The following is a 25,413-nucleotide window of genomic DNA, read 5'->3' as shown; positions in this document are numbered from 1 at the left end:
CAGAACTGCGTGCACTGCAAGACGTGCGACATCAAGGACCCGACGCAGAACATCGTGTGGGTCACGCCGGAAGGCGGTGGCGGGCCGAATTACCCGAACATGTAGCGCACCAACGAAACGAGAGCGGCCGTGACGCGAAATCGGCGATCCATGCCAGTTCGATACGGCTTCCGATGTGGAAGACACAGGCTGCTTCCGAGGGTATTCCCGATGGCCGGAGCCTTGTCTGGCGGGAGTCGCCGGAATGGACACCTGTCTTTTTCAAGGACACAGCTGCCGCGTTGTGTGCACTCGTCCCTTTCGCATCTCCGTCGACTTCGATGATCAATGAAGTCGCGTCTTGCCAGGTGCCTTCCGATCGGAGCCGCATGGACAAGGGGCTCCGGTTCTTTCGCTTCAAGATCACGTTCGCCCGGCGTTGGAGCCGTGCGGGTCGCCTGGAACACCGGCCCGATGCTGGCATGGGCATTGCATTATCCGTGCTACTTGACGTGCCGCCGGAGGGCTGCGGATTCAAGCACAGGGCCGATGCCACCGAGGTCGCGGACGGTTAGTCGTTCGCGCAGACAGCCGGCGGCATTCGAGGTCGAGCGATAGCAGTAAAAAAACAGGAGACAATCGATGCACCACCTTCCATTTTTCGAAACCGCACACCGCGACGCGCGGCGCGGGACAGATGACGTTCCCCATGCGCGGCAATCGGTGATCCGCCTTTCGATTGACTGAACGCCGTCCCGAACGTTGACGGCCGTTCGTTCGGCGCGTCCTCTATCCCAACGATCGAAAGAGAGGTATCAAAGTCATGGAAGGCTTGATTTCGGCTGGCGTCATCGGCCTGAGCCTGGGCACCCAGTATGCGTTGATCAGCATCGGGTTCACGCTCATATTCGGCATCATGGGCGTGGTGAACTTCGCTCATGGCGGTTTCTACATCCTCGGTGGTTACATCGCCTATTCGCTGTCCCAGTCCCTGGGCGTTCCGTTTGCGGCAGCGGTGCTGATCGCTGCGTTGGCCACGGGCGTGATCGGCTATCTGGTGGAGGTCGTGGTTGTGGAGAGGAATGTCTCCGACCATTTGGCGACGATGCTGATGACATTGGGCATCTATCAGATCATCACGACCGGCATGACGGCCGCCTATGGGGCCGAGCCGATGAATTTCCCGTTCCCGGTGACCGGCTCGCTGCGCGGTCCGGGTTTCTATATCCCTTACGCAAACCTGATCGTCTTCGGCGTGTGCGCGCTCGCGATCGGCAGCGTCTATTACCTCGTCTTCAGGACCCGATATGGTATCGCGCTGCGTGCGATGGCGGACGACAGTCCGGTTGCGCGCGCGCAGGGGATCCGGCCCGCACGCATGTTCCCGCTGGCGTTTGCCATTGCAACGGCACTGGCCGGGCTCACCGGCGCACTCGTCACGCCGATTCTTGCGTTGGAGCCTTCCAGCGGAGATGCCGTGCTCGGCAGGGCGTTCATCGTCGTCGTCATGGGCGGACTGGGCAGTGTCGGCGGTGCCACGATCTCCGCATTCGTCGTCGGCCTCGTGGAGGCTTACGCGAGTGTCTATCTTGGTGGTTCCCAAGGCGCGCTCGTGCTGTTCGTGATCGTAATGCTGATCCTCTTGGTTCGCCCGCAGGGGCTGTTCGGTACCGTTACACGCAAGGCCTGAATTATGAAAATGACCCATCGTCGCCGTGACTTCATGCTCGACATATCGGGCGTGATCGTACTGCTACTGCTTCTCATCGTACCCTTTGCGTCAACGGACCCGTTCATGTATTCGCTGGCCGGTCAGTCCGCCATCGGCGTGTGTGCCGCGCTGGGCATCTACATCATGCTGCGGCTTGGACTCCTGTCGTTCTCCGCGCCGTCTTTCATGGCGCTCGGTGGCTATGCCGCCGCCATCGCGGCGAATGCCGGTACGACGAACCTCGTTCTGCTCATGCTGATCAGCGCGATCGTGCCGGCGCTCGTGGCGCTGCCGCTCGGGGCGTTGGTGCTCCGACTCAAAGGCGTGTACTTCATTTTCATTACGTTCGTCTTCAACGAAATACTTCAGATCGTCATCTTCCAAACGCCGACATTGACGGGCGGCGCGAACGGGATCACGGGTGTCCCGCCCGCATTGCTGTTCGGGATGGGGGCCACGTCGCCGGCGACGGTCGTCGTCGTCACAGTTGCCATTTGCATCGTCTCCGCGTTGTTTACGCTTGGCATGACGCACGTTCTCCGGCCCGAGTTCTCGTCGATCGAGGAGAACGAGACGCTCGCGGAGAGCCTTGGCGTTGCGCCGTGGAAATATCGCACCATCGGCTTCATTACCTCGGCCGCCGTGTCCGGACTGGCGGGTTTCGCACTCGTCAACATGCTCTCGACCGCCCATCCGAGCTCGTTCACCACTTGGTCCGTGAACAGCTACATCGCGTATGTCTTCGTCGGGGGCCGCGGATCGTTGCTGGGTGTCGTGGTGGGTAGCCTGCTGCTCATCACGATGAACGATGTTTTCAGCAGCTACGCTCAATTGTCGTCCGGATTGTTCGGGCTGCTGCTCGTCATCGTGATGATGATTGCGCCCGGCGGCATCGTGGGAACGCTGACGACCGTGTTTGACAAGATGAGGGTGCGCCATCGCGGCGTGCTGCAACCGCGTATCGAGGATCGTCGAGCATGAGTTCGCCTATTGATATTTCAAAACAAAGCAACCGAGCGCCAGTACCGGCGACATTGCAAGTCGAAGCGATCACCAAGCGATTCGGCGGCCTGCGCGTATTCGAAGGCATTTCATTCGAAGTGTCGGCGGGCGACGTGCTTGGCGTGATCGGCCCGAACGGCGCAGGCAAGACTACGCTGATCAATGTCATGAGCGGAATGCTGCCGCCGACGTCGGGGCGCATTTTGCTGGGTGGGCAGGTCATCTCCGGGATGCGGTTCTACAACGTGGCACGTCTTGGCGTCGCGCGCAGCTTCCAGCAGACCAACACGTTCAAGAGCGCGACGGTCGAAGAGAATCTGTTTCGTGCCCAGCGCTTCAGCACCTCCCATTCGAATGCGGATCTCGGCATCGAAGGTTTGCTGGACGAGTTCGGTCTTGCACAGCACCTTTACGACCCGAGCGACAAGTTGCCGTACGGACTCCAGAAAATGCTGGGCCTGGTGATGGTGCTCGCTTCGAGACCCCGATTTTTGCTTCTGGACGAGCCGGCCGCAGGGCTGGAGGCCCGGGAGCGGCCGCAGGTGGACCGCTTCATCGAGCATGCGCGCAGCGTGCTGGGCTGCGGCGTCCTGATCGTGGAGCACGACATGGATATGGTCAAGCGACTGTGCCCGCGCATTGTCGTGCTCGAGGCGGGGCGGCTTCTCGCCGAGGGAGCACCGGGCGATGTGCTTTCCCGCCGTGATGTAATCGAGGCCTATCTGGGCGTGAGTGAGGATTGAAAATGCTGAGCATCGAGAAGCTGGTCGTTCGTTATGGCGGCATCGTGGCCCTCCGGGAAGTGTCGATCGACGTGAACGAGGGCGAAACGGTCCTGTTGGTCGGCGCGAATGGCGCGGGCAAGTCGAGCCTGATCAATGCCGTAGTCGGTCTGGTTCCCGCGGTATCCGGTCAGATCCGTTTTGCAGGGAAGGACCTGGTTGGTGTCTCGTGCCCCGGTCGCGCCCGTCTCGGCATCGGCTATTCGCCGGAGGGGCGCCGGATATTCCGCTCGCTGAGCGTGAGGGAAAACGTCCTGGCGGGCACGCTCGGTATTTCGAAGATGCAGGCGCAAGCGAACCTCGAGTGGATGGAGCGGACTTTTCCGTTGCTCGCCGAGCGCGCAGACCAACCGGCCAACCAACTGAGCGGCGGGCAGCAGCAGGTCGTCGCGCTGGCCCGAGCGGCAAGCACGCTGCCCAAACTGCTGCTTCTGGACGAACCGTTCCTCGGACTGGCACCCGTATGGATCGAGCGCATCAGCGAGTCGATTCGGGAGCTGCAGCGTCGCGGCACCACGATTCTGATGACCGAACAAATGGCACGTCCCGCGCTCAAGCTTGTCGACCGCGCGTACGTAATGCGTGGCGGCGAGGTGCGGCGCAGCGGCACGGTCGACGAGATTCGGGATGTCGCGCTCGCGGAGGAATATCTTTGAATTCGAATTCACATCAAGACAAGGTGATGCAATGACGAACATGTTTCCGTACCCGCAACTGAAGGCCGGTCGCGATGAGCCTATCATCGATCCCGACCTGCCGATCATCGATTCAGCTCACCATCTCTTTGACAGACCGGCATTGCGCTACATGTTCGAGGATTACCTGGCGGACGTGAACGCGGGACATCGGATCGTCGCGTCCATCTATGTGGAAACGCTTGCCTTCGCACGCAAGGATGGCCCGGAAGTGCTGCGGCCGCTCGGCGAGGTCGAGTTCGCGAACGGGGTTGCGGCGATGAGCGCCAGCGGCGCCTATGGCGATTGCCGCGTCTGCGCGGCGATCGTGGGGAACGCGGACCTGCGATTCGGGTCGGCAGTGGCCGAATTGCTCGAACGGTCGCTTGAAGCCGCGCCGGAGCGATTCCGGGGCGTTCGGCAGATCACGATCGAGGATCCGAGCGATGCGCCTTTTCGCTATGTCACGAACCGGCCGGCGCCTGGAATCATGAAATCCCCGGGATTTCGCGCCGGCTTCCAGGAGGTGGCAGCACGCGGCCTGACGTTCGATGCGGCAGTGTTCCATCATCAGATGGCCGACGTTTGCGAGCTTGCCGATATGTTTCCCGATACGATCATCGTCCTCAATCACTTGGGCCAGGCGATGAGCATGGACATGGACGCCGACGGCCGTGCCGGCGTGTTCGCGCAGTGGCGATCGGCCGTACGCGAGGTGGCACGCCGCCAAAACGTGCTGTGCAAGATCGGCGGCCTGGGATTGCCGTTTTGGGGGTTCGGTTTCGAGAAACGCGCGGAGCCGGTCGGCTATCTGGAACTCGCCGATGCGTGGAGGCCCTATGTCGAGACCGTCATCGATGCTTTCGGCGTCGAGCGCTGCATGATGGAAAGCAATTATCCGCCCGATGGTCGATCCTGCGGATTCGTGCCGATGTGGAACGCGCTGAAGCATATCGTCCGGGGCGCATCGCCTCGAGAAAAGGCGGCGCTTTTTCACGATACCGCGGCCCGCGTTTACCGCGTCGACCTTTCCTGAACCGGGCGTCGTGCGCCGGGGGGGCGCGAGCAATTTGCTCGACGCGCCGCATGTCCCCGGCGAGAAGATCGGCGAGAAGATCCACAGTTCAGCCTGCCGTCCGCGCATCGTGGACGGCAGGCGCGATATCTCAGTGAGATGGAATGCCCGCCGTGGAGCCGCCGTCCACGGGCATGACGATACCCGTGACGAAGCTGGCGTCATCCGACAGCAGAAACGCGATGGCGGCGGCAACCTCTTCAGGCTCTCCCTCGCGGCCGATCGGATGCGCCGCGCGAATGCGCTTTTCGTTTTCCGGATCCTCGAACATCACGGCTGTCATCGGGGTGCGAATCATCCCCGGCGCTACGGCGTTCACGCGGATACCGTAAGAGGCAAGTTCGAGTGCCATGGTATGCGTGATGCCCGAGACGCCGAACTTCGACGCGGAGTATGCGAGGCGGTTCGGTACGCCGCGTATTCCCGCCCCCGACGAAACGTTGACGATTGCGGCGGGTGTTTTCGCTTCCGTTGCGACGCGTGCAAATGCCTGGCAGACGTTGAATGTTCCATCGAGATTCACTGACAGGACTCGACGCCACGCGTCCGGATCAAAATCCAGCACATTGCCCACGCCGCGGATGCCGGCGGAGTTCACGAGCCCGTGAAGCGGGCCGAATCGTCGAGCGGCGTCGGCCACGATGGCGTTGACGTCGTCGCGATTCGATACGTCCATCGCGACGGCGTGGATACGGCTAGTCGGGCCGAATTCCGAGGCGACCTTGTCGACATCGCCCTTGCGTACGTCTGCTGCGACAACCAATGCGCCCTCGTCGAACAGACGTCGGACACACGCCGCGCCAATCCCGCTGCCGGCTCCTGTTACAAGGATCGTCTTTCCTTCAAAACGCTTCATGTCACCTTTTCCTTTTCATATCGAAGCCACCATGTGCGGTCGGGCAACGCGGTCGAGGCGCACGGATTCCGGATGTGGTCTCGTTGCTCCGCGATGCCGTGGCGACCGAGAGATTCGCCGAAAGTCGCGCGGAAGCGTGGACTCCCCATACGACCTTCGGCGATGAACCGCGCTATCCGAGGTTCACGGCGTCGCAGGTTCCGACGCAATGGCGATGCGTCGATCCTTTTGCCTTTTACCGTTCGCGATCACGCCCATCCCAATCGGGAAGGCGAGCTGCTGATTGACACCGTATTGCGCCTTGCCGCGCCAGCCGCCTTTGCCGAGGTAGCGGGATTCCGGCGTCGTCTCTCGCAACGCGGCCGCGATCTTTTCGCCATCTTGATCGGTTCCGGCTCGCGAGATCGCGCGCAGAAGATGCTCCGCGGCGAGTGCGGACGGATAGAACAGCGTGTTGTCCGGCACCTTCGACTTCGTCACGCGTTCGTAGTCGGCATTCAGACGCTGTATGCCGGGGTCGTCCAGCGGAGCGAGTTCGAGCCAGTAGAACGCCTTTTGGGCTGAAATGTCTCCCACGGTGTTCAGCACCACCTCCGCGCCGCTACCGAGGTCACCGAACGCACCCGTGTATCCAGCGCCAAGCATTTGCTTGACGAGGATGCCGGCTTCACCCGGCGGCATCGGTCCGAATTCCACCGACTCGGGGCTCATGCTCATCAGGCGGGCCACGATAGGCGCGAAGTTCGTGGTGCCGCGTTGATAGAATTCGAGCGTCGCCTTGGCACCGGCCTTTTCGTACTCCTGGACCAGTGCTTTGCCTGCATCGGTGCCGCCCTGATCGTTCGGTGCAACAACGATCACCTTGTTGAATTTGAACTCGTCCCTTGCGGCTTTCACGACATAGGCACCCCAGACTTGCGGCGTGAGTGATACCGCGAAGGCGAGCGGATATTGCGTGTTGATGACATCCTTCGCGTACGAGTGCGCGAAATTCACGATGCCGTACCGCTTCGCGATGGGCTTGAATCCCGCCAGCTCGACCGACGGAACCGGGCCCACAGCCGCATGAACGCCCTGGCTCGCGAAATAGTTGGCTGCGGCCGCTCCACCGGCAGCGGTCGCTTGCGAGTCGTAACTCGTCGGCACCACCTTGCACTTGCGGTTGCCGACTTGCAGGCCACCATTGGCATTGGTATAAGCGGCCTCGAACTCGACGGCCGCTTTCTCGGCGAGGCCCTGCGACGATCCACCGCCGCTCATCGGGCCGAGCACGCCGATCTTGACTTCGCACGATTGTGCTGCCGCCGGCGTGCAAACCGCCCAGGATGCGGCGAGCGTCGCTACGCAGGCCGCCGCTTTGGCAGTGTTCCAATGTTTCGCCATCAAAGTCTCCTTCTGGTAGTTATCAATGGGTGCAAGTCCGTAAAGGGCGCTACCTCATCCGAACACCCGAATCGCCCCGAAATACCTAGCGCTGGGCGCGAAAAAGATTGGCTTCGTGATTCGACCGAAAACGGATAGCCGTTTTTCGGCCCGGCGATAACCGATCTGGCAGTGATGAAGCAATTGCGATGCCAACGGGCGCCGGATGTGCTGCCGATCTGAGGAGAAGCGTCGCATGAAGGCACGCCCGGAGTCATTCGACCGTCGCTGATGCGGACAACTGTGTTTTCCGACGACATGCGCGAGCGATAGCTATGTTCCGGCGATCGCGCTATCGCCGTGGGGGCGTATGGGGTGGCGCCCAACAAAGCTGGTACGGAACCTGCAATCGATTCGCGGCTGAGCGGAATGAAACCGCGACGCGGCATATTTTGGAAAAGGGGCTGTATATGAAAGTCGGGTATATCGGTTTGGGCGCGATGGGGGCGCCGTTGGCGCAAAGACTCATCGGCACGTACGACCTGTGCGTCTGGGATATCAATACTGCCGCTGTAGCCGAGTTCGAGAAGCTCGGTGCGGGCGTAGCATCATCCGCAGCCGAGCTGGCGCATCGCTGCGACGTCCTGATGCTGTGTCTGCCGCGCACGGAGAACGTGCGGCAGGTGATCTTCGGCGCACAAGGGCTGGCGCAAGGGTTGACGCCGGGAAAGATCATCATCGATCAGACGAGCGGTGTGCCGGAGCAAACCCGGGACATCGCACGCCAGTTGGAGGCAAAGGGTGTCGCGATGATCGACGCGCCGGTGGCGGGCGGTCTGGCCGCCGCTCGCGCGGGCAAGGTGACCATCATGGTCTCCGGTCCCGACAGTGCCTATCAGACAGTATCGCCGATCCTGCATGCAATCAGTTCGAACGTCTTCCGATGCGGGGAACGGGTCGGCGACGGGCAGGCAATCAAGCTGGTCAACAACGTGATGAACGCGGCATGCCGCCTGGCGACGCTGGAAATCGTCGCGATGGGAAGAAAGTCGGGACTGCCGCTCGCGACCTTGACTGACTTGCTCAACAAGAGCACTGCACGGAACCGCATCACGGAGACCATGTTGCCGGCCATTGTCGAAGGCAGGGCCGCGACCAACTTCGCGCTTCCCCTGATGGTGAAGGACGTTCGTCAAGCGATCGAACTCGGCATGGATGCCGGCGCGCCGATGCCTGTGTCGAGCATCGCGCTCGGCTTGCTGCAGACCGGCGTCAATACGCTGGGGCAGGATGCCCGGCTCGAGGATGTCGTCAAGCTGATCGAGTCGATGGCGGGCACGCGGCTGCGTGATGATGCGATGTCGCTGCCGGCAGCGACGGCAGCGACGGCAGCGATGGCGGGGCGGGACGAGCTGACGGTCGGCTATGTCGGACTTGGCGCCATGGGCGCGGCGCTGGTGCGGCGCCTGATGAAGTTTCGAAAGGTGCAGGTGTTCGATGTGCGGCCCGATATCGTCCGCGATCTCGAAGCCGACGGCGCAGTCGCGGCGTCGGATTTGCCCTCGCTGGCACGCGACTGCGACGTCATCATGATTTGCGTGCCCGACTCGACAGTCGTCCGAGAGGTTCTGTTCGGAAAGGGGGGGTTGAGGGAAGGCCTCGCCGCAGGCAAGATCGTCATCGATCAGACGACGGGTGATCCGTCCGCCACGCGCCTCATGGCAGAGGAACTCAAGGCGCTGGGCGTGGCGCTAGTGGACGCACCCGTTTCAGGCGGTCCGAGCGGCGCGCACGCAGGTACCGTGGCGATCATGTGCAGCGGGGCGCAGGACATGTGCGCACGCGTTCGGCCGCTTCTCGAATCCATCAGCCCGAACGTGGTGTATTGCGGTGACACCGGATATGGGCATATCGCCAAACTGGTCAAGAACGCATTGGGTGCGTGCAATCGGCTGATCGCGTATGAAGCCGTGGCGATGGGTATCAAAAACGGCCTGAAACTCCGGGACATGGAGAAAGTGATCAACAGCGGTTCAGGGTGGAGCGCTACGTTCGAGCGTGTCGTTCCTGTCCTCGCGGCGGGCGGCCGGTCGGCAACCCTGCGTCTGGAACTCATGGTGAAGGACCTTCGGCTTGCATGTGAGACCGCCATGAATTGCGGTGCGCCGATGTTGATTGCGAATGCGGTCCGTAATGCGGTCGAGGCCGGAGCGAACGAGCTCGGGGGAGACGCCAATATCGACGAACTGGCCAGGCTGTTCGAAGCGCGGGCGGGGATCACGTTTGCCGCTGCATGAGCGGGCCATTCTGCACGCACCGGTGCGGCAGCGATGAAGGCGCGGCGAGCGGCACGTGTCGCCGCGGTGGACACGAATTGGGCAGGCCGTCGCCGGCGTGGACAGTTTGTCGGCGCCCGTAGACTGCGACGTTGCTGCGGCAAGCATGGCACGTCAATTGCAAGTTGATGGGCAACCTCGTTCCACGCGTTTGCGCATACAGACAATGAACCAGACCTCTCGATCGATCTCCTTTCAACACATTGCCCCGGAATTGCGACTGTACTGCGGTGAGGAAAGTCTCGCTGCCTTGGCGAGGGAGATGAAGCGCAGTGGGTGTCAGCGTGCAGTGATCGTCAGCGGTCGGTCAGTCGGCTCGTCCAATGCGATGCAGCAGTTGCGCGATGTGCTCGGCCCCTTGCTGGTCGGCGAATCTCCGACGGTTCGGCCGAATAGTCCCGTGCACGCCGTGGAAGAAGCGGCGCGTGCGCTGAGCGCACTGGACGCAGACGCCGTGATCGCGGTGGGCGGTGGGTCGGCCGCCGTCACGGCGCGTGCGGCAAGCATCCTGCTCGCGGAGAAGCGGCCTGCGCACGAGCTTTGCACCCGTAGGCTCCCGGACGGAGCGTTCGATAGTCCTCGGCTTGCCGCTCCCAAGCTCGCGCAATTCGTTGTGCCGACCACACCCAGTACGGCGTTCGTCAAGGCGGGAAGCGCCGTGCACGACGACGAGACGGGACAGCGGCTTGCCTTGTTCGATCCGAAGACGCGGGCCAAGGCAATCTTCCTTCACCCAGGGTTTCTTGGCACCGCACCGGCGGCGCTCGTCGAGGGTGCGACGCTCAACACGCTTTCCACTGCAGTCGAGGCGCTGGAGTCGCCGCGCTGCGACCTCGTGTCGGAGGCGATGTTGACGCAAGCGCTACGACTTGTCGCGCGCAACATCGACCGCATGTCGCCCGAAGATGTCGCGGCTCGGGAACGTTTGGCGATCGCCGCCGTTCTTTGCGGCCGGGGTACCGAGCAGTCGGGCGGCGGGCTTTCGTCGGTACTCGCACATGCAATCGGTCATCGAAGCGACGTGTCGAACGGGATCATCAACGCAATCGTGCTGCCGCACACGATGGGTTTCAATAGCTCGGCAACGCACTATACGGTCGGGCGTATTGCCGAAAGCCTATGGATTCCGCTGGCTACCGATTCGGCACAGATGTACGCGATGTCGGCCGTCGAGACCCTTGAGCGCCTGCTTGCGAAAGTGGACATTCCCCGGAGACTTCGCGACATCGGCGTGGCCCGGGAGGCTCTCGATCCGATCGCGGAAGCGGCGATGCAGGACTGGTTCATCAAGCGTAGCCCCCGTGAGGTGACGAACGTCGCCGATGTGCGGGGGATCCTCGACGCAGCGTGGTAGGCAATAACAATCTCGGAGACGGAGGCTTCTCGTGAAGCACGCTTCTTTTGACTGTCGATTCGCGGCGTGCGCCTTCGTGGTGGTCAGTGCAACCACCGCTTCGGCAACCGACGCGTTTCCGGTCAAGCCGGTGCATATCGTGGTGGCGATGGCGCCTGGAGGCATGGTCGATACGGTCACGCGTTTGCTGGCGCCAAAGCTGGGGCAGAGCCTGGGGCAGCCGGTGATTATCGAGAATCGCGGCGGCGCAGGCGGCTTGGTCGGCATTCGCTATGTGAAGGACGCGCCACCGGATGGATACACGCTGCTGGCCACTTCGGCGGATACGCTCGGCCTCCAGTCAGCAGTCAAGCGTGATCCGGGCTTCGTTCTCCGCAGGGACTTTGCGGGAGTGGGGCCGATGGTCGAATCGCCGCTTTTGCTCAACGTCGGCACCGGCCAGCCCTTCAAGACGTTCGGTGAACTGACCGCTTACGCGAAGGCGAACCCGGACAAGCTGACCTACGGATCCGGCGGCGTGGGCAGTGCGACTCACTTTGCGACGGCCGCATTTCTGCAGCGGACCGCTCTGAAGATGATGCACGTTCCGTTCAAAGGTAACGGGGAAGCGCTGCCTGAAGTAATGAGTGGACGCATCTCCGTCATCTTCGACGCGCCAGTCAGCAGTTCCCCCTATCTGAAGGCAGGGAAGCTGAGAGCGCTGGCGGTGACATCCCCGAAGCGCCTCGCTGCCCTTCCGGACGTGCCGACGGTCGCCGAGGCCGGTTATCCCGACTACAGCTACGTTGTGTATCAAGGGCTGATGGCGCCGGCCGGAACGCCGCCGGCCGTCGTTCAACGCCTGTCGGCGGCGTTGCAGGCGGCGCTGTCGGACAAGGTGCTGGCGGACCGCCTTCGAAGCTACGGGCTCGAGCCGGTGGCCATGTCGCCCACGGCGTTCACGAATCTTCTTTTGAAAAACGAAGCTGGGAAAGCAAGGCTAGCCGCATATGTAGGTATGCCGAAGCAGTAGCCGGCGGATCGGCAAGTAGGTGACGAACGCCGTCGACGTGCGAGGGATCCTCGACGCGGCGTAGCAGGAAATCAAGGACTTGGAGAAAGGATCCTCTTATGAAAAAAGCATTGTTTTGCCGCAGACTGGCGGCGGGCGCATTCGTCCTGTTCAGCGCGGCGGCCGCTTCGGCGTCCGACCCGTTTCCCACCAAGCCGGTGCATATTGTGGTCGCGACGGCGCCGGGCGGCCTGGCAGACACCGTCACCCGCTTGCTGGCGCCAAAGCTGGGACAGAGCCTGGGACAGCCGGTGATTATCGAGAATCGTGGCGGCGGAGGCGGCTTGGTCGGCATCCGCTATGTGAAGGATGCGCCGCCGGATGGATACACGCTGCTGGCCACGTCGGCGGATACGCTCGGCCTCCAGTCAGCAGTCAAGCGTGATCCGGGCTTCGTTCTCCGCAAGGACTTCACGGGAGTGGGGCCGTCGGTCGCATCACCGCTTCTGATCGAAGTTGGCGCCAGCCAGCCCTTCAAGACGTTCGGCGAACTGACCGCTTACGCGAAGGCGAACCCGGACAAGCTGTCCTACGGATCCGCAGGTGTTGGCAGTACGACTCACCTTGCGACGGCTGCGTTCCTCCAGCAGAGCGCCTTGAAGATGATGCACGTTCCATTCAAAGGTAACGGGGAGGCGCTGCCTGAAGTAATGAGTGGACGCATTTCCGTCATCTTCGACGCGCTGATCAGCAGTTCTCCGTATCTGAAGGCAGGAAAGATGAGGGCGCTGGCGGTGACATCCCCGAAGCGCCTCGCTGCCCTTCCGGACGTGCCGACGGTCGCCGAGGCCGGTTATCCCAACTATAGCTACGTTCTGTATCAAGGGCTGATGGCGCCGGCCGGAACGCCGCCGGCCATCGTTCAACGCCTGTCGACGGCGTTGCAGGCGGCGCTGTCGGACAAGGCGTTGGCGGACCGCCTTCGGAGCTACGGGCTCGAGCCGGTGACGATGTCGCCACGAGAGTTCACGGATCTCCTGTTGAAAAATGAAGCCGAGAAAACAAAGCTGGCCGCCTATGTGGGCATGCCGAAGCAGTGATTTGCATAATGAAATTTGGAGGAGTTGATTCATGACGTCATATACGCGTCAATTGGCAGATTTTGCAGCAGGACTCAAACTGGCCGACGTTCCCGAGGATGTGCGCAATCGCGCGAAGCTGATCATGCTCGATGGTTTCGGATGCGGGTTGTTCGGCGCAAATCTCGAGTGGACCCGAATCCTGGCCGGCGTCGTCGGCAAGCTCGAACCCGATGGCGGCCGAGCCTCGGTGTGGGGGAGGGGAGAAACGGCATCTGCGGTGAATGCGGCGCTGCTCAACGGCACGATGATTCAAGGTTATGAGCTGGACGACGCGAATCCCGCTTCCATTCACAGCTGCGCCGCCGTGCTGCCGGCGGCGCTCGCGGCGGCCGAATTGGTCGGCACCGAAAACGTCGATGGCGAAACCCTCCTGACTGCCATCATCGCAGGCTTCGAAGTCGGCCCTCGCGTGGGCCTGTGCATGAACGGCAACAAGATGCTGGTGCGGGGCTGGCATACGCCCGGCATCTTCGGACCATTTCCGGCGGCGGTCGCGGCCGGCATCGTCCTCGGGCTCGACGGCGAGCAGATCTACCATGCGTTTGGCATTGCGGGTGCCCAGGCGTCCGGCATCATGGCCGCCCAGTTCGGCTCGATGGTGAAGCGGATGCTGTCGGCGAAGGCCGCGCAAAGTGGCCTGTATTCGGCATTACTCGCTGCGGACGGGTTTACCGGCATCGAGGACGTGTTCGAGGAAACCTATGGCGGATATTGCACCACCTTCACCCAGACCGCCGACCAATTCGACTTGTCGGCGCTGACCAGCGAGCTCGGCACGCGCTGGGAAACGATGCGAATTTCGATCAAGAGGCACGCTGCAGTCGGCACGAATCTGTCCGCATTGGACGCGATTGAGGAGCTCATGGAGGAAACGGGCGTAACCGCGACCGACGTCGAGCGAATTACCGTGCGAATGACCGAGGATGCGGTCCGCCATTCATTCTGGACCCCCTACATCCCCAACGGTCTGACGGCGGCCCAGATGCATCTCGGCTTCTGCGTCGGCATGAAGCTGATTGACGGTGAGGTGTTCGTCGATCAGATGATCGAGGAAAACGTTGACCGTCCGGATCTCGTCGAATTCGCGAAGCGTGTCGATGTGGTGCGAAGCGAAGCGCGCGAGCAAAAGGGCAGAGCGTTTGCGCGAGGTGCCGATGTCGAGATTCTGCTGACCAGCGGAAAGAAATTGAGCAAGACCGTCGACAACTTTCTCGGAAGTTACCAGCGTCCGATGAGTGATGAACAGATGGCGGCCAAGTTTCGCCGCCTCGCGTCGAAAGCGCTCCCGGCGGATCAGGTGGACCGCCTTGAGGCCGCTGTGCGGGTGCTCGAACATGCCGGCACGACGACAGATTTGATTCGTCTGCTGCAGTTGCCGCAATGACATATCGAGCGCGGCGCGTCCAGTGACAAGCGCCCAGGCAGAGGAAAGTGGACCGATACGTATGAGGATTAAGTGATTCTCCTCACGGGCGCGGTTCCGTGGGTGACGAAGCGGTAGTGTGGGCGCTTGCCACGGTGATGCCGAACGATTGATGAGTCGGATCGACAAGTGCTGTCGATTCGACCCACTAATCATTGACTCTCGTGGTGATAGGCTGTGTCCGCGGTGAGGACAGATCCAAAAAAAGGCGATTCAATAATCGCCACGGAGACATAGGGATAACACCATGGAGACACTCGATTTGGCCAGGCCTGGCGTTGCGGCGGCCTCGCTACGTGGCGTATTGATTCTGTCGGCAGCCGGAACAGAGCTGATAGCGACCGGCATCGTCGAGCAGCGCGAAATGGCGACGAGAATCATCGCAGGATGGCACGAAGCAAGGCGTCGCCAGCAACGCCTTTTCTCGGTTGAAGGTCCCGATTCTTCGCCGGTTGTGGTTATCGTTCTACCTGCCACGGACGCGACGATACTCGTTGCTTTGCTCCGAGATGGGCGCGATGCGCTATTCGAATTCGTCGGCTCAGTCGATTTCGCGAGCGACATCCTTAGTCATTTTCTGACGAATCCATTCGAAGCGCTGACCGTTGTAGATCGCGACGGGGTGCTGCGGTATATCAGCCCCGTCCATGAGCGCTTCTTTGGAATGAAGTCAGGGAGCTCGGTTGGCCGCCACGTATCCGAAGTAATCGAAAATACCAGGCTCGATCAGGTAGCATCGTCTGGTAAAGCGGAAATTGGTGCAATTCAGGAGATGAGAGGTGTGACGCGAGTCGTCACGCGGCATCCGATCAGGAATGCCCGCGGGGAGACGGTGGGCGCGATTGGTCAAGTGATGTTCAAGGGACCAGAGCAATTGCAGACGTTCTCGACCGAGTTGACGAAATTGAAGTCGGAAGTGGCGTACTACAAGCGGGAGCTGAAGGATCTCAAGAATCGTAGCTACGGCCTGGACCAGATTGTTGGGGAAAGTCAGGCGATGCAGCGCCTCAAGCAGCAAATCGTGAAGGTCGCGCCGCTCGACGTTCCGGTTCTGCTGACGGGAGAAAGTGGAACGGGCAAGGAGTTGGCGGCGCACGCGATTCACAAGCTGAGCGCCAGGCGCGACGGCAATCTAGTCATGGTGAACGCCGCGGCGTTACCGTCGACACTGGTCGAGAGTGAGCTGTTCGGTTACGAGGGCGGATCATTCACGGGCGCTGAACGCAAAGGCCGACGTGGCAAGATAGAGCAGGCAGATGCCGGGAGCCTGTTCTTCGACGAGGTCGGAGACATGCCGGCCGACGTGCAGGTGAAGCTGTTGCGTGTGTTGCAGGACGGATCGTTCCAGCGCGTCGGCGGAACCGAAGCACGAAACTCCAATTTTCGTTTGATCAGTGCGAGCAACCGCAACTTCGAAGCGATGATCGCCGACGGGACGTTCCGGCTCGATTTATTCTATCGAATCGGTGCGGTCGTCATTCGGCTACCGGCGCTTCGCGAGCGACTCGATGATATCCCGCTACTTGCGGATCTGGCGCTTAACCAGTTTGCGGAACGGCACGGGCAGCGGCCGAAGCGGCTGTCGGACCATGCGTTGGCCTATCTTCAGGCACATTCATGGCCGGGTAACGTGCGACAGCTGATGCATACGGTCGAACGGGCTGCCATTTTTAGCGATACAGACATCATTGACGCAATCGACTTCGGCGCGATCGATCTGTCAGATGCGGGTCCTCAAGTGACCGTGACGGCTCCGGTGTTCCCGGATCAGCCGTCGCATCCGCCTTCGCTGGGCCATTCGGACACGATGCGCGTGAGCAGCGCAGTGGAACAGGTCGAGGCGCAGCTAATTCGGAAGGCGATGACGCAATTCGGCGGAAACAAGAAGCGAGTGGCTTCGAGCCTTGGAATCTCGCGGTCCTATCTCTACAAACGTCTCGCTCAGATGGGGCTGACCACGTCTTGACAGGCCATATCAGGCCGGCTGGATAACGTAGCCGTTTGACTGGTGATGATGCGAAGCCTCTCTAGTTTGCTCGATGGCATATTGATTGCGAGACTGCCGACGGAGTGGCTTTCACGACCTTGGCAATCGCGGAAATATCGGGAGACGACATGCACATCGAGTCGAGAGGCGAAAAACTCGGCCTCGTCGGGCTAGAAACGATCGGCGCCCGGGGGCCTAGAAACTTCTGAAAAATAGGCATCCACTGGCGGTGTGTGACACCGATCGAGATACTCGCGCCCGGCGCGAAGGTCGGATCTTGATTCCAATCAAATGGCCGAGGTCATCAGTAATAGCGTCGGATTTCGGTATTCGAATCGGCGCATCGTTGCACGCGAATTAGACGGTACCCGTATGGATGTCACGTATAAGGCACCGTACTGCTGCCCACGTTTGGCCACGTCGGTCAAGACTCCGATTCCCACGGCAGATGCCGTATTGCGGGGCTATCGGAAGGCGGGGCCGCCGGAGTCGGAAACGAGCATGTCGTCGCTATTGTGAAGATCCGCGAGCACGTCACCGGTATGCCGGTTTTCTTGGGGTCTGATTTTGGTGGCGCAGCAGGCGACGTGATACGGACGCCGGTTGCGATCAATGATCGTCATGTTTTTGTTGAAGACAATCGTGCTTACCCTGCGGTCAATCGATCCGAGGTCATTGAATTTTCGACGCGGCGGAGCCGCGGAATGCCATGGGTCGGTCTGATGGCACATGTCTTGCATGGTGGTTTGCATACTTCAACCGTTAAACCCGAGACAATGCGAAAATTCGAGCAGTTCTACATTGATGGTGAGTGGGTCGATCCCGTCGAGTCGCGTCCGTTTGACCTCGTCAACCCGGCGACGGAGGAGACCTTCGGCGTCGTGGCGTTGGGAAGTGCCGCGGACGTGGATCGAGCGGTGCAGGCTGCCAAGCGTGCGCTACCGGCCTTTAGTACCGCGTCGAAGCAGGAGCGGATCGAACTCCTCGATAACATCGTCGCGGTCTACTTGCGTCGCGAAGACGACATCATGGCGGCCCTCACGGAGGAGATGGGTACACCATGTTCGTTGAAACAACATACGGCCTCCGGTCTTGCCGCGCTTCGGCAGGCAATCGAGACGCTCAAGGGTTACGAATTCGAGAGTTGGCTGGGCGTCAGCATCATTCGTCGTGAAGCGATTGGCGTGGCCGGACTCATTACCCCCTGGAACTGGCCAAACCAGCTCATTTGCAACAAGCTCGCGTCGGCCTTCGCAGCAGGCTGCCCGGTCGTGCTGAAACCGTCTGAATTCACGCCCGTGAGCGCGTTGATCCTGGCCGAAATTCTTCACGAGGCAGGAGTGCCCAACGGGGTATTCAATCTTGTGAACGGCGACGGCCCAACCGTCGGCAACGCGATCAGCGCGCACGAGGATATTGGCATCGTGTCGTTTACCGGCTCGACCCGTGCCGGGATTCTCGTGGCCGAGGCGGCTGCGCCGTCGGTAAAGCGTGTCGCGCAGGAACTCGGTGGAAAGTCGGCGAACATTGTGCTGCCGGATGCCGATTTGCGGGCGGCCGCGGTATATAACGCGACACGTGGCTTTTCGAACAGCGGGCAGTCTTGCCATTCTCCGACGCGCCTTCTCGTGCATCAGGATCAGCTCGAAGAAGTGCTCGGCTATCTTCGCGAAGCCGTCGCTGACATGTGTATCGGAGACCCGAAAAACCCCGCAACGACACACGGTCCGGTGGTCAATCGCGCACAGTTCGATCGGATTCAGCACTACATCAATGTGGGCCTCGAGGAAGGCGCGCGTCTGGTTTGCGGGGGCCCTGGCCGTCCGGACGGGTTGGACCGCGGATTCTTCGTTCGTCCTACGATTTTTGCCGATGTCGCTCCCGATATGACGATTGCTCGTGAGGAAATCTTCGGGATGGTCACTTCGGTCCTGACGTACAGAACGGTAGAACAAGCGGTCGAGATCGCAAACGATACCGAATATGGACTTGGTGCATACGTCTTCACCAAAGATCGCGAAAAAGGACTGAACGTCTGTCGCAAATTGAACGCTGGTCGCGTTTTCTTCAACGGCGCGCCCGCGAATACTGTCGCCCCGATGGGGGGGTATCGGAAATCGGGTAACGGTCGTGAAATGGGCATATTCGGGATGGAGGAATATCTCGAAACGAAGGCCATGATCGGTTTCGCCTGATTGTCCGTCGCGGCGCCTTAGCGGTGCAATGTGTTGCAAAAGCTGGGGCGCGAGTTGATGAAGCGCGGTTCTCGGATTCCAGGAGAATACGCCGGTGGCGAGCTTCAGTTCCCTGATTCAGCAGGTTGATAGGAGAAAACCCGTGGCGCTAGGTAGTCGCTTATTGTTCCTGTTTGCCCTGACCTTGTTGATGCCGGGTCCCGCGAGCGCCTACGAGAGTGGGCTGGATCGAGCTAATCGCGCGATCCCTGTTCCCATTACGGTCAGCCCTGAAATTCAAACGATAATCGCGGCGGGACCACCTCCATTTTGGGACGACCATCCGAAGACACGGGCGGAATGGAAACGCTGGGTTGGCAAGTTGGCAGGCGCAACCGACGAACGCTTGGCGGATCTAATCTTGAAGATGGATGTAACGGTTCAACCGGAAAAGATCGCAGGGGTCAACGTTTTTAAAGTCTCGCCAAACATTGTATCGGAACGCAATCAGAACAGACTTTTGCTCAACCTCCACGGAGGCGGATACGTATTGAATCCCGGTAGAGCAGGGCTATACGAGGCCATCCTGATGGCTGGCTTTGTACACGCCAAAGTGTTGGCTATTGATTACCGCATGCCACCCGACCATCCCTATCCGGCAGCCTTGGATGATGCGATTGCGGTCTATAAGGAGGTCATAAAAGGCACGGATCCCAAAAGAATTGCGGTATTTGGCGATTCAGCCGGCGGCGCCTTGACGCTGGCTTTGGTACTCCGCGCCAAAGCGGAAGGACTGCCTGTTCCCGGGGCCATCGCGCCGGGCACGCCGTGGTCCGATCTCACCGAGACTGGCGACACGTACTTTACCAATAGAGGTATTGACAATGTGCTCGTCCGTTACAGCGGATGGCTTGGCGATGCGGCGGCGCTGTATGCGAACGGGCACGATCCAAAGGATCCGATGCTTTCCCCCGTTTATGGTGATTTTCACGGTTTCCCTCCTGCGATACTCACGACTGGATCGCGGGATCTGTTTCTAAGCAACACCTTGAGAGTTCATCGCAAGATGCGAGATTCCGGCGTGACGGCAGATCTGATCGTTTTCGAAGGTTTGTCTCACTTTCAGTATCTCCTTTCTCCCGATGCACCGGAGACCAAGGCGCACTTTACGGATCTGAGTGTGTTCTTCGACAAGTATCTGCATCCCTAACGACATTGCAGGCGCGTCCAACCGGTTCGATACGTTCAGCTAACGCGGCCAATGAATCTCCACGCGTGCCATGTTGCCCGTTGCATGGGCGGTTTCCTGTGAGGCAAGGTTGTTTTTGGATCGAACAGATTTTGGCGATAGCAGCGAGGTGCCGGGTGAAGCGGATGGGACTGAATGAACCTGGGGTCCACTACACAAACGGCAGTCCGACTGGACACAACTCCAACTCGTTAGCAAACGGTTCCTTGACTATTGCATGGACGCATCTCCTGGGTGCGCCATTCCTTGACTAACTGCCGGCGGTCGCGAGTGTAGCGTTCAACTAGAACTTCCGCGGTAGCAATGTCATCCAGACCGATCACGCGGAATCGGCTGTCCAGCTCGCACCAGGCGGCGATAAACCGCTTGCCGTCTATCAAACCCACCATGATCGGCCAGACCACTTGTTCGTCAGTGGGTGCATGTTCGATCGACAGGGTGATGCGCAACTTGCGCTGTTCGCGAAGTGCCCGGCGGATGTCGCTCAAGTCGAGTGGCGCCTGGCTCTTCAGCGGGTGACCCACATAGACCGTATCGTCCTGGAGTGCGGCTCGCATGTCAGCGGGCAAAACAGCGTCGATCTTGGCCAATGCATTCGTCACAGCAAGGGCAAGCGCATCGTCCGTTTGGTGGCTGACCCACTGTGCTCCGATAACCAGCGCCTGGATTTCTTCCGCGGTGAACGAGAGTGGTGGCAGAAGGAATCCTGGTCGCAAGATGTAGCCGACACCCGGCTCTCCATCGATATCGGCGCCCATGTTCTGCAGCGTCGCGACGTCGCGACGGATGGTGCGTAGCGACACACCGAGTTCCAGCGCAAGCGCTTTTCCCGACACTGTTCTTCGGTGTCGTCGAAGCGCTTGCATCAGATCGAACAGTCGATGACTTCTGGCCATGCTTACTCCATCGCCACGACGCCCTTTCCGCCGAGCCTACGGCCTTTTTCCAGTTCGCTAATCAGCTGGATGGCACCGTTCAGGGAAACGATTTCTCCAATGGGAATTTTGAATCTGTTTTCCCGAGCGGCACTCGCCAGCTTTTCCAGAATCTCCGCTCGCGGCGAACCGATGATGAGCTTGAGCCGTCGATCGAAAATCGCCCGAATAAGCTTGGCCGAGCCTGGATCAAGATCCAGGAACACGCCGCCCCGGCGCAGCATGGCTAGGCCGTCCGATACCGTCATGGTGGCCGCGGTATCGTAAACTACATCGAAGCGTGTAGTGATTTTCGATAGATCGGTCGTCCGGTAATCGTAGACGTGCTGCACCCCCAGTGATGTCGCACGCTCCATGTCTCGGGCACTACAGCTGCCAGAGACGACGGCACCGAACAGTTGGGCGATCTGCACGGCCGCTTCACCGACCGCTCCCGCACAGCCATTGATGAAGACGTGCTGGCCGGTTCGCAGTTTCGCTTTGTCGATCAGCCCGTTCCATGCCGTGACACCGGGGGTGCCGAGGCACGCCGCGGCCTCGAACGAAATGTTCTCAGGCTTGGTCGCTAGAAAGTTTTCCTTCGTCACGACTGCTTCCCCATGCGCGCCGCTTTCCTTGAAGCGGGCGAGTCCAAATACCGCGTCGCCTGCTTTGTGGCGCGTCACACCGGGACCGACGTTGATGACCGTCCCCGAAAAATCCATGCCCATGGCGCGGGGAAAAGCCTTGCCAGTAACAATCTTCATCTGTCCATTGCGCAACTTCCAGTCGATCGGATTGATCGCGGCAAACTTTACCTGCACGGCCACTTCGCCTTTGCCGGGCGCAGCCAATTGGAAATCCTCCACGCGCATGAGTTCCGGACCGCCATAGCGACTATATTGGATGCGTTTCATATGTGTTGTCACCATAGCGTCAAGCCGTGCACCGGTCCGGAACCGCGACCTTGGCGAAGCGGGGTGGGCGGGCCACGACGGATGCCGGGCGTGCCGTGAGCCTTTGCTGGAACTCGGGCGTTCTGAAGGCATTGCGCGATGCGGCCACGCTATCAAAGACGGCACAGTTGAGGTAGGTCGGGTTCTCGCCGATCGCGTGATGCAACCGCGTCGAGATGCAGCTTGGGTGGCGCTTTATGGATGGCGAATCGGCGGCCCATGCCGCAAGAAACGCGGCCTCGTCTTTCGGAGCCATCGTCAGGAGATTGACCATGACGATGGCTCCGGAGTCGATATCTACTAGGCGGGCTACCGGATAAACGGGGTCGGGCGGTTCGAATCGAGGCATGGCGCAGATCCTTCTCGGTGATAGGGCAGCGCGGTTCGCTGCCCTGTGTTCGCGGAGCCATTCTATGCAGGGGAGGTGCCAGTTTCTGGCACCATTCGAACGCGCTTGTTGCATAGCATCGTTTCAAGGCATGATGAGCGAGCGAATGCTCGGCACGATCATCAGCTACTGCGGCAGTCCGTCAACAATGTACGCATTCGTGTGGCCGGAGTGCTGGCGGAACGGGCGGATTCGGGCGTACTCGGGCGAGTTGTACCACGCGCGGGCCAGGTCGATGCTGTCAAACTCGATGATGATCAGACGATGGTTCGGCGGATTGCCCTCCAGCCCATCCACATGGCCTGCACGCACGATGTAACGTCCGCTGTAGCGTTTGAACGTTGCATCCACCTGATCGCGGTACGGCTTGATGCCTTCCGGATCGGTGAGTTCGAAGTCGGCGATGTAGTACGCCGGCGTTTTGCCATGCGTGAGTGGGGATTGGGAAGTTGGCGTTTGAGCATGCGCGGCCAACGCACTCATGGTCAATGTAGCGGTCGCGCCGATTGCGGCAAGCAAGGCGTGTTTTCGTTTCATGCAGGGAACTCCATCGTGGGCAGGGTCAATCAACCGACTTCGGTTGCTGCGCTTTGGCGCTGAGCTGTACGGGCGTCGTTTCGATCAGCGTGCGCGACTGGATCATCCGCTGTGTGAGTGCGACATATTTCTTGAAGTGCGGAGATTCGATATGCGCCCGATAGGCTTCGTCGCTGGCATAGATCTCGAAGAAGCGCAGATGGTTCGGTTTGTCCTTGACGGCGACCGAGTAGATGGCGAGCACGCCGGGTTCGAGCCGGACGGAGTCGTCGATCTCTTCCTTGACGATCGCCTTGTAGTTCTCCAGTTGTGTGGGATCGATCACTAGTTCGGCGATGCGCACCACGGTCCTGTCCGGTTCCTGGGCATGCAGCACGTTCGTTTCGGGGCTGCAGAGCGTGGCTGCGGCAAGCAGCCATGTTCCCAGCCGAATGCGGCGTTCAGGCATGTGAGGTCTCGCTGGTTTGGTTGATGTAGGGCGATGTTTTCGGATGGCGTGTTCGAACGGGACTGTGCGATCACGCCTCGACGCATTTCGGCAGTTCCGAGGCGAGGACATCGATAGCCAGACGGCAGCGCAGAGGAAGATACTGCGCTGCCGGCCAAACGGCGTAGCCCTCGATGACGGCCGTCGGCCGATGTCCCCAGATCTCGATCAGTGCGCCATGTCGCATCCGGTCGCGAATCAGCCAGTAGGGCACCCACGCCAGGCCCATGCCGTCGACAGCGGCATCGGCGATTGCCTCGAGATCGTCGAAACGCAAGCGCGAAGTGGGTTGAAAATCGACAAGCGTATCGGTCGCGTCAGGAAGCCGCCAGAGCAAACCGTGCTCGTTGCGCCAGTAGGGGAGCAGGTCGTGTTTCACCAGATCGGCCAGCGTATGCGGTTCACCTCTCGTTGCGAGATAGGCGGGCGATGCACACAATACCTTGCGCTGGTTGACCAGCAGGCGCGCGCGCAGCGTGGTGCCGGTACCCGCCACGCCGTTGCGCACCGCGAGATCGAAACCCTCGGCGATCACGTCGACCTGACGATCGCTGAAGTTCAATTCCAGTTCTAGCTTCGGGTGCGCTCGCGCGTACGATCGCAGGATCGGGGCGACGCAGTAGCGGCCGAACAGCGTGGGGAGCGTGACGCGCAACTTCCCGACCACTTCCCGGCGGCCGTTTTCCAGCATGGTTTCCGCAGCGCGCATCTCTTCGATCGCTCGAAGGCAGCGCTCGTAATATTGCTGTCCGTCCTCGGTCAGACACTGATTCCTGGTTGTGCGCTGAAACAACTGCACCCCGAGCCGCTCCTCAAGACGCGCGATAGCCTTTCCGACCGCCGAGCGCGTCAGCGAAAGCCGTTCACCGGCTTTCGCAAAGCCGCCTGCGTCGACGACCTCCACAAACAATTGCACGCCATCGAATCGGTCACGCACAGATTTGCTCCGCGATTGTAGAAATTGAGGAAGCACAGATGAGAATTATTTCCACCCATGCTTCTTAAAATTCTACTTTAAAGTGTTTAACCAGCAGCGTGATTTTCGGGTGCGCCTGTGAAGCGCTACCCGTTCAACCGACTCTCGGGAAGGGCAAACCTTCAAGGAAAGGACAAACACAGGTGTTGATTTCAATCGTGCATGACAGTGGCTACGGCCACACCACGCGCGTGGCAGAGGCCGTCGCGGAAGGAGTTCGGCAGATCCATGGGGCCGAGGTGAAGCTGTTTGCAGTCGCTGATGGCGTCGATTGGGCAACGCTCGAAGCGAGCCACGCGATCATCTTCGGTTCGCCGACCTACAACGGCATGATCAGCGCCCGGCTCAAGCAGTTCTTCGAGGATTCCACGAAGGCTGCGTGGACCGCACTGAAATGGCGCAACAAGATCGCCGCAGGGTTCACGAACTCCGGTGCGCAGCACGGCGACAAGCTGAACTCGCTGGTATCGATGGCGCTGTTCGCTGCACAGCACGGGATGATCTGGGTTGGCCTCGATCTCATGCCCGGCAACAACAGCAGCACCGCCAGCGCTGACGATTTGAACCGGCTGGGCAGCTGGCTGGGTGTCATGACCCATGCGAACGTGGATCAGGCGCCCGATGTAGCGCCGCCGGCAAGCGACCTCATGACAGCCCAGTACCTCGGTCGCCGCGTGGCGACGATAGCCGGCCGCCTCCAACCCGTCTGAACCGCTCTGCACCGCTTAAGGAAAACCAACGATGAAACTGCTTTGCCTCGATGTCCCCCAGCCGGGCGCCAGCCTCGAGAAATACCGGCCACACATGCAGGACGAAGCCCGCCATGCGTGGCAGATGTACAAAGGGGGCATCATCCGCGACATCTATTTTCGACAGGACCGGCCCGGTGTCGCCATCATCGCGGAAGCCGAGTCTGTCGAGGCCGCAAGGAGTGCGCTTGCGGAGTTTCCGCTGGCCAAGGCCGGACTGATCGGCTGGGAAGTCATCCCCCTTGGCCCTTTCACCAACTGGGAGGCCCTATTCGCTCCCGGCAGTGCCTGAGTCTCGGGCGTCGGGTG

The 25,413-nt window shown here is 60.5% G+C and carries 25 protein-coding genes; 17 read left to right on the top strand and 8 right to left on the bottom strand.

Annotated elements, in window-relative coordinates:
* The 7 genes from DIE08_RS32850 to DIE08_RS32820 form a co-directional block, all read left to right on the top strand.
* Positions 1–105 (top strand): 4Fe-4S dicluster domain-containing protein (locus DIE08_RS32850; protein ID WP_141667388.1); only part of this gene is annotated, 105 nt, incomplete at its 5' end.
* A gap of 263 nt (positions 106–368) precedes the next feature.
* Complete coding sequence (locus DIE08_RS32845; RefSeq protein ID WP_124905935.1) at positions 369–554, top strand: hypothetical protein; 186 nt, start codon at positions 369–371, stop codon at positions 552–554.
* 248 nt (positions 555–802) lie between these two features.
* Positions 803–1,669, top strand: coding sequence for a branched-chain amino acid ABC transporter permease (locus tag DIE08_RS32840; protein WP_124905933.1), 867 nt, complete (start codon positions 803–805; stop codon positions 1,667–1,669).
* A gap of 9 nt (positions 1,670–1,678) precedes the next feature.
* Positions 1,679–2,671 carry a branched-chain amino acid ABC transporter permease gene (locus tag DIE08_RS32835; RefSeq protein ID WP_170296449.1) on the top strand — a complete coding sequence of 331 codons (993 nt, stop codon included), beginning with the start codon at positions 1,679–1,681 and terminating at the stop codon, positions 2,669–2,671.
* Positions 2,668–3,435, top strand: coding sequence for an ABC transporter ATP-binding protein (locus DIE08_RS32830; RefSeq protein WP_124905929.1), 768 nt, complete (start codon positions 2,668–2,670; stop codon positions 3,433–3,435). Before DIE08_RS32835 ends, DIE08_RS32830 begins: the two co-directional genes overlap by 4 nt.
* A 2-nt stretch (positions 3,436–3,437) precedes the next feature.
* A complete protein-coding gene (locus DIE08_RS32825; protein WP_124905927.1) occupies positions 3,438–4,130 on the top strand; it encodes an ABC transporter ATP-binding protein in 693 nt (230 codons plus the stop codon).
* 31 nt (positions 4,131–4,161) lie between these two features.
* Complete coding sequence (locus tag DIE08_RS32820; RefSeq protein WP_239007394.1) at positions 4,162–5,184, top strand: amidohydrolase; 1,023 nt, start codon at positions 4,162–4,164, stop codon at positions 5,182–5,184.
* Between the two features lie 130 nt (positions 5,185–5,314).
* On the opposite strand, the gene DIE08_RS32815 is transcribed toward DIE08_RS32820, so the two are convergent.
* Together DIE08_RS32815 and DIE08_RS32810 are read right to left on the bottom strand one after the other, a co-directional pair.
* The gene (locus DIE08_RS32815) at positions 5,315–6,079 is read right to left on the bottom strand and encodes an SDR family NAD(P)-dependent oxidoreductase (RefSeq protein WP_124905923.1); all 765 of its coding nucleotides are present in this window, start codon (positions 6,077–6,079) and stop codon (positions 5,315–5,317) included.
* A gap of 183 nt (positions 6,080–6,262) precedes the next feature.
* Positions 6,263–7,462 carry an ABC transporter substrate-binding protein gene (locus DIE08_RS32810; protein WP_124905921.1) on the bottom strand — a complete coding sequence of 400 codons (1,200 nt, stop codon included), beginning with the start codon at positions 7,460–7,462 and terminating at the stop codon, positions 6,263–6,265.
* A 449-nt stretch (positions 7,463–7,911) separates the two neighbouring features.
* On the opposite strand from DIE08_RS32810, the gene DIE08_RS32805 reads away from it, so the two are divergent.
* From DIE08_RS32805 to DIE08_RS32770, 8 genes are all read left to right on the top strand, one after another.
* Positions 7,912–9,738, top strand: a complete 1,827-nt coding sequence (locus DIE08_RS32805; RefSeq protein WP_124905919.1) for an NAD(P)-dependent oxidoreductase — start codon at positions 7,912–7,914, stop codon at positions 9,736–9,738.
* Positions 9,739–9,943: 205 nt separating this feature from the next.
* Positions 9,944–11,131, top strand: a complete 1,188-nt coding sequence (locus DIE08_RS32800; protein WP_170296450.1) for an iron-containing alcohol dehydrogenase family protein — start codon at positions 9,944–9,946, stop codon at positions 11,129–11,131.
* A 31-nt stretch (positions 11,132–11,162) separates the two neighbouring features.
* Positions 11,163–12,143 carry a tripartite tricarboxylate transporter substrate binding protein gene (locus tag DIE08_RS32795; protein ID WP_124905915.1) on the top strand — a complete coding sequence of 327 codons (981 nt, stop codon included), beginning with the start codon at positions 11,163–11,165 and terminating at the stop codon, positions 12,141–12,143.
* Between the two features lie 98 nt (positions 12,144–12,241).
* Complete coding sequence (locus DIE08_RS32790; RefSeq protein WP_124905913.1) at positions 12,242–13,222, top strand: tripartite tricarboxylate transporter substrate binding protein; 981 nt, start codon at positions 12,242–12,244, stop codon at positions 13,220–13,222.
* Positions 13,223–13,253: 31 nt separating this feature from the next.
* Positions 13,254–14,648 carry an MmgE/PrpD family protein gene (locus DIE08_RS32785; RefSeq protein WP_124905911.1) on the top strand — a complete coding sequence of 465 codons (1,395 nt, stop codon included), beginning with the start codon at positions 13,254–13,256 and terminating at the stop codon, positions 14,646–14,648.
* A gap of 286 nt (positions 14,649–14,934) precedes the next feature.
* Complete coding sequence (locus DIE08_RS32780) at positions 14,935–16,653, top strand: sigma-54-dependent Fis family transcriptional regulator (RefSeq protein ID WP_124905909.1); 1,719 nt, start codon at positions 14,935–14,937, stop codon at positions 16,651–16,653.
* Positions 16,654–17,450: 797 nt separating this feature from the next.
* On the top strand, positions 17,451–18,869 hold the full coding sequence (locus DIE08_RS32775; protein WP_124905939.1) for an aldehyde dehydrogenase family protein: 1,419 nt from the start codon (positions 17,451–17,453) through the stop codon (positions 18,867–18,869).
* Positions 18,870–18,963: 94 nt separating this feature from the next.
* Positions 18,964–20,058 carry an alpha/beta hydrolase gene (locus tag DIE08_RS32770; protein WP_244108031.1) on the top strand — a complete coding sequence of 365 codons (1,095 nt, stop codon included), beginning with the start codon at positions 18,964–18,966 and terminating at the stop codon, positions 20,056–20,058.
* A 230-nt stretch (positions 20,059–20,288) separates the two neighbouring features.
* Here DIE08_RS32770 and DIE08_RS32765 read toward each other — a convergent pair whose 3' ends face one another.
* The 6 genes from DIE08_RS32765 to DIE08_RS32740 form a co-directional block, all read right to left on the bottom strand.
* Positions 20,289–20,993 (bottom strand): YafY family protein, encoded by a 705-nt coding sequence (locus DIE08_RS32765; RefSeq protein ID WP_124905907.1) that lies wholly within the window; start codon positions 20,991–20,993, stop codon positions 20,289–20,291.
* Between the two features lie 2 nt (positions 20,994–20,995).
* Entirely contained in the window at positions 20,996–21,928 is a 933-nt protein-coding gene (locus tag DIE08_RS32760; RefSeq protein ID WP_124905905.1) for an NAD(P)-dependent alcohol dehydrogenase, read from the bottom strand.
* Between the two features lie 19 nt (positions 21,929–21,947).
* Complete coding sequence (locus DIE08_RS32755) at positions 21,948–22,316, bottom strand: antibiotic biosynthesis monooxygenase (RefSeq protein ID WP_124905903.1); 369 nt, start codon at positions 22,314–22,316, stop codon at positions 21,948–21,950.
* A 165-nt stretch (positions 22,317–22,481) separates the two neighbouring features.
* On the bottom strand, positions 22,482–22,892 hold the full coding sequence (locus DIE08_RS32750) for a DUF1330 domain-containing protein (protein ID WP_124905901.1): 411 nt from the start codon (positions 22,890–22,892) through the stop codon (positions 22,482–22,484).
* A gap of 25 nt (positions 22,893–22,917) precedes the next feature.
* Positions 22,918–23,340 (bottom strand): putative quinol monooxygenase, encoded by a 423-nt coding sequence (locus tag DIE08_RS32745; RefSeq protein WP_124905899.1) that lies wholly within the window; start codon positions 23,338–23,340, stop codon positions 22,918–22,920.
* A 70-nt stretch (positions 23,341–23,410) separates the two neighbouring features.
* Complete coding sequence (locus DIE08_RS32740) at positions 23,411–24,316, bottom strand: LysR family transcriptional regulator (protein WP_124905897.1); 906 nt, start codon at positions 24,314–24,316, stop codon at positions 23,411–23,413.
* A gap of 182 nt (positions 24,317–24,498) precedes the next feature.
* Between DIE08_RS32740 and DIE08_RS32735 the strand changes: the two genes are divergently transcribed.
* A complete protein-coding gene (locus DIE08_RS32735; protein ID WP_124905895.1) occupies positions 24,499–25,065 on the top strand; it encodes a flavodoxin family protein in 567 nt (188 codons plus the stop codon).
* A gap of 31 nt (positions 25,066–25,096) precedes the next feature.
* Complete coding sequence (locus DIE08_RS32730) at positions 25,097–25,396, top strand: superoxide dismutase (protein ID WP_124905893.1); 300 nt, start codon at positions 25,097–25,099, stop codon at positions 25,394–25,396.
* Positions 25,397–25,413 lie beyond the last annotated feature (17 nt).

Origin of the sequence: Burkholderia sp. Bp9004, from assembly GCF_003858025.1 — a bacterium.
GTDB classification, from domain to species: Bacteria; Pseudomonadota; Gammaproteobacteria; order Burkholderiales; family Burkholderiaceae; genus Burkholderia; species Burkholderia diffusa.
This window is presented reverse-complemented; position numbering and strand designations above follow the sequence as displayed.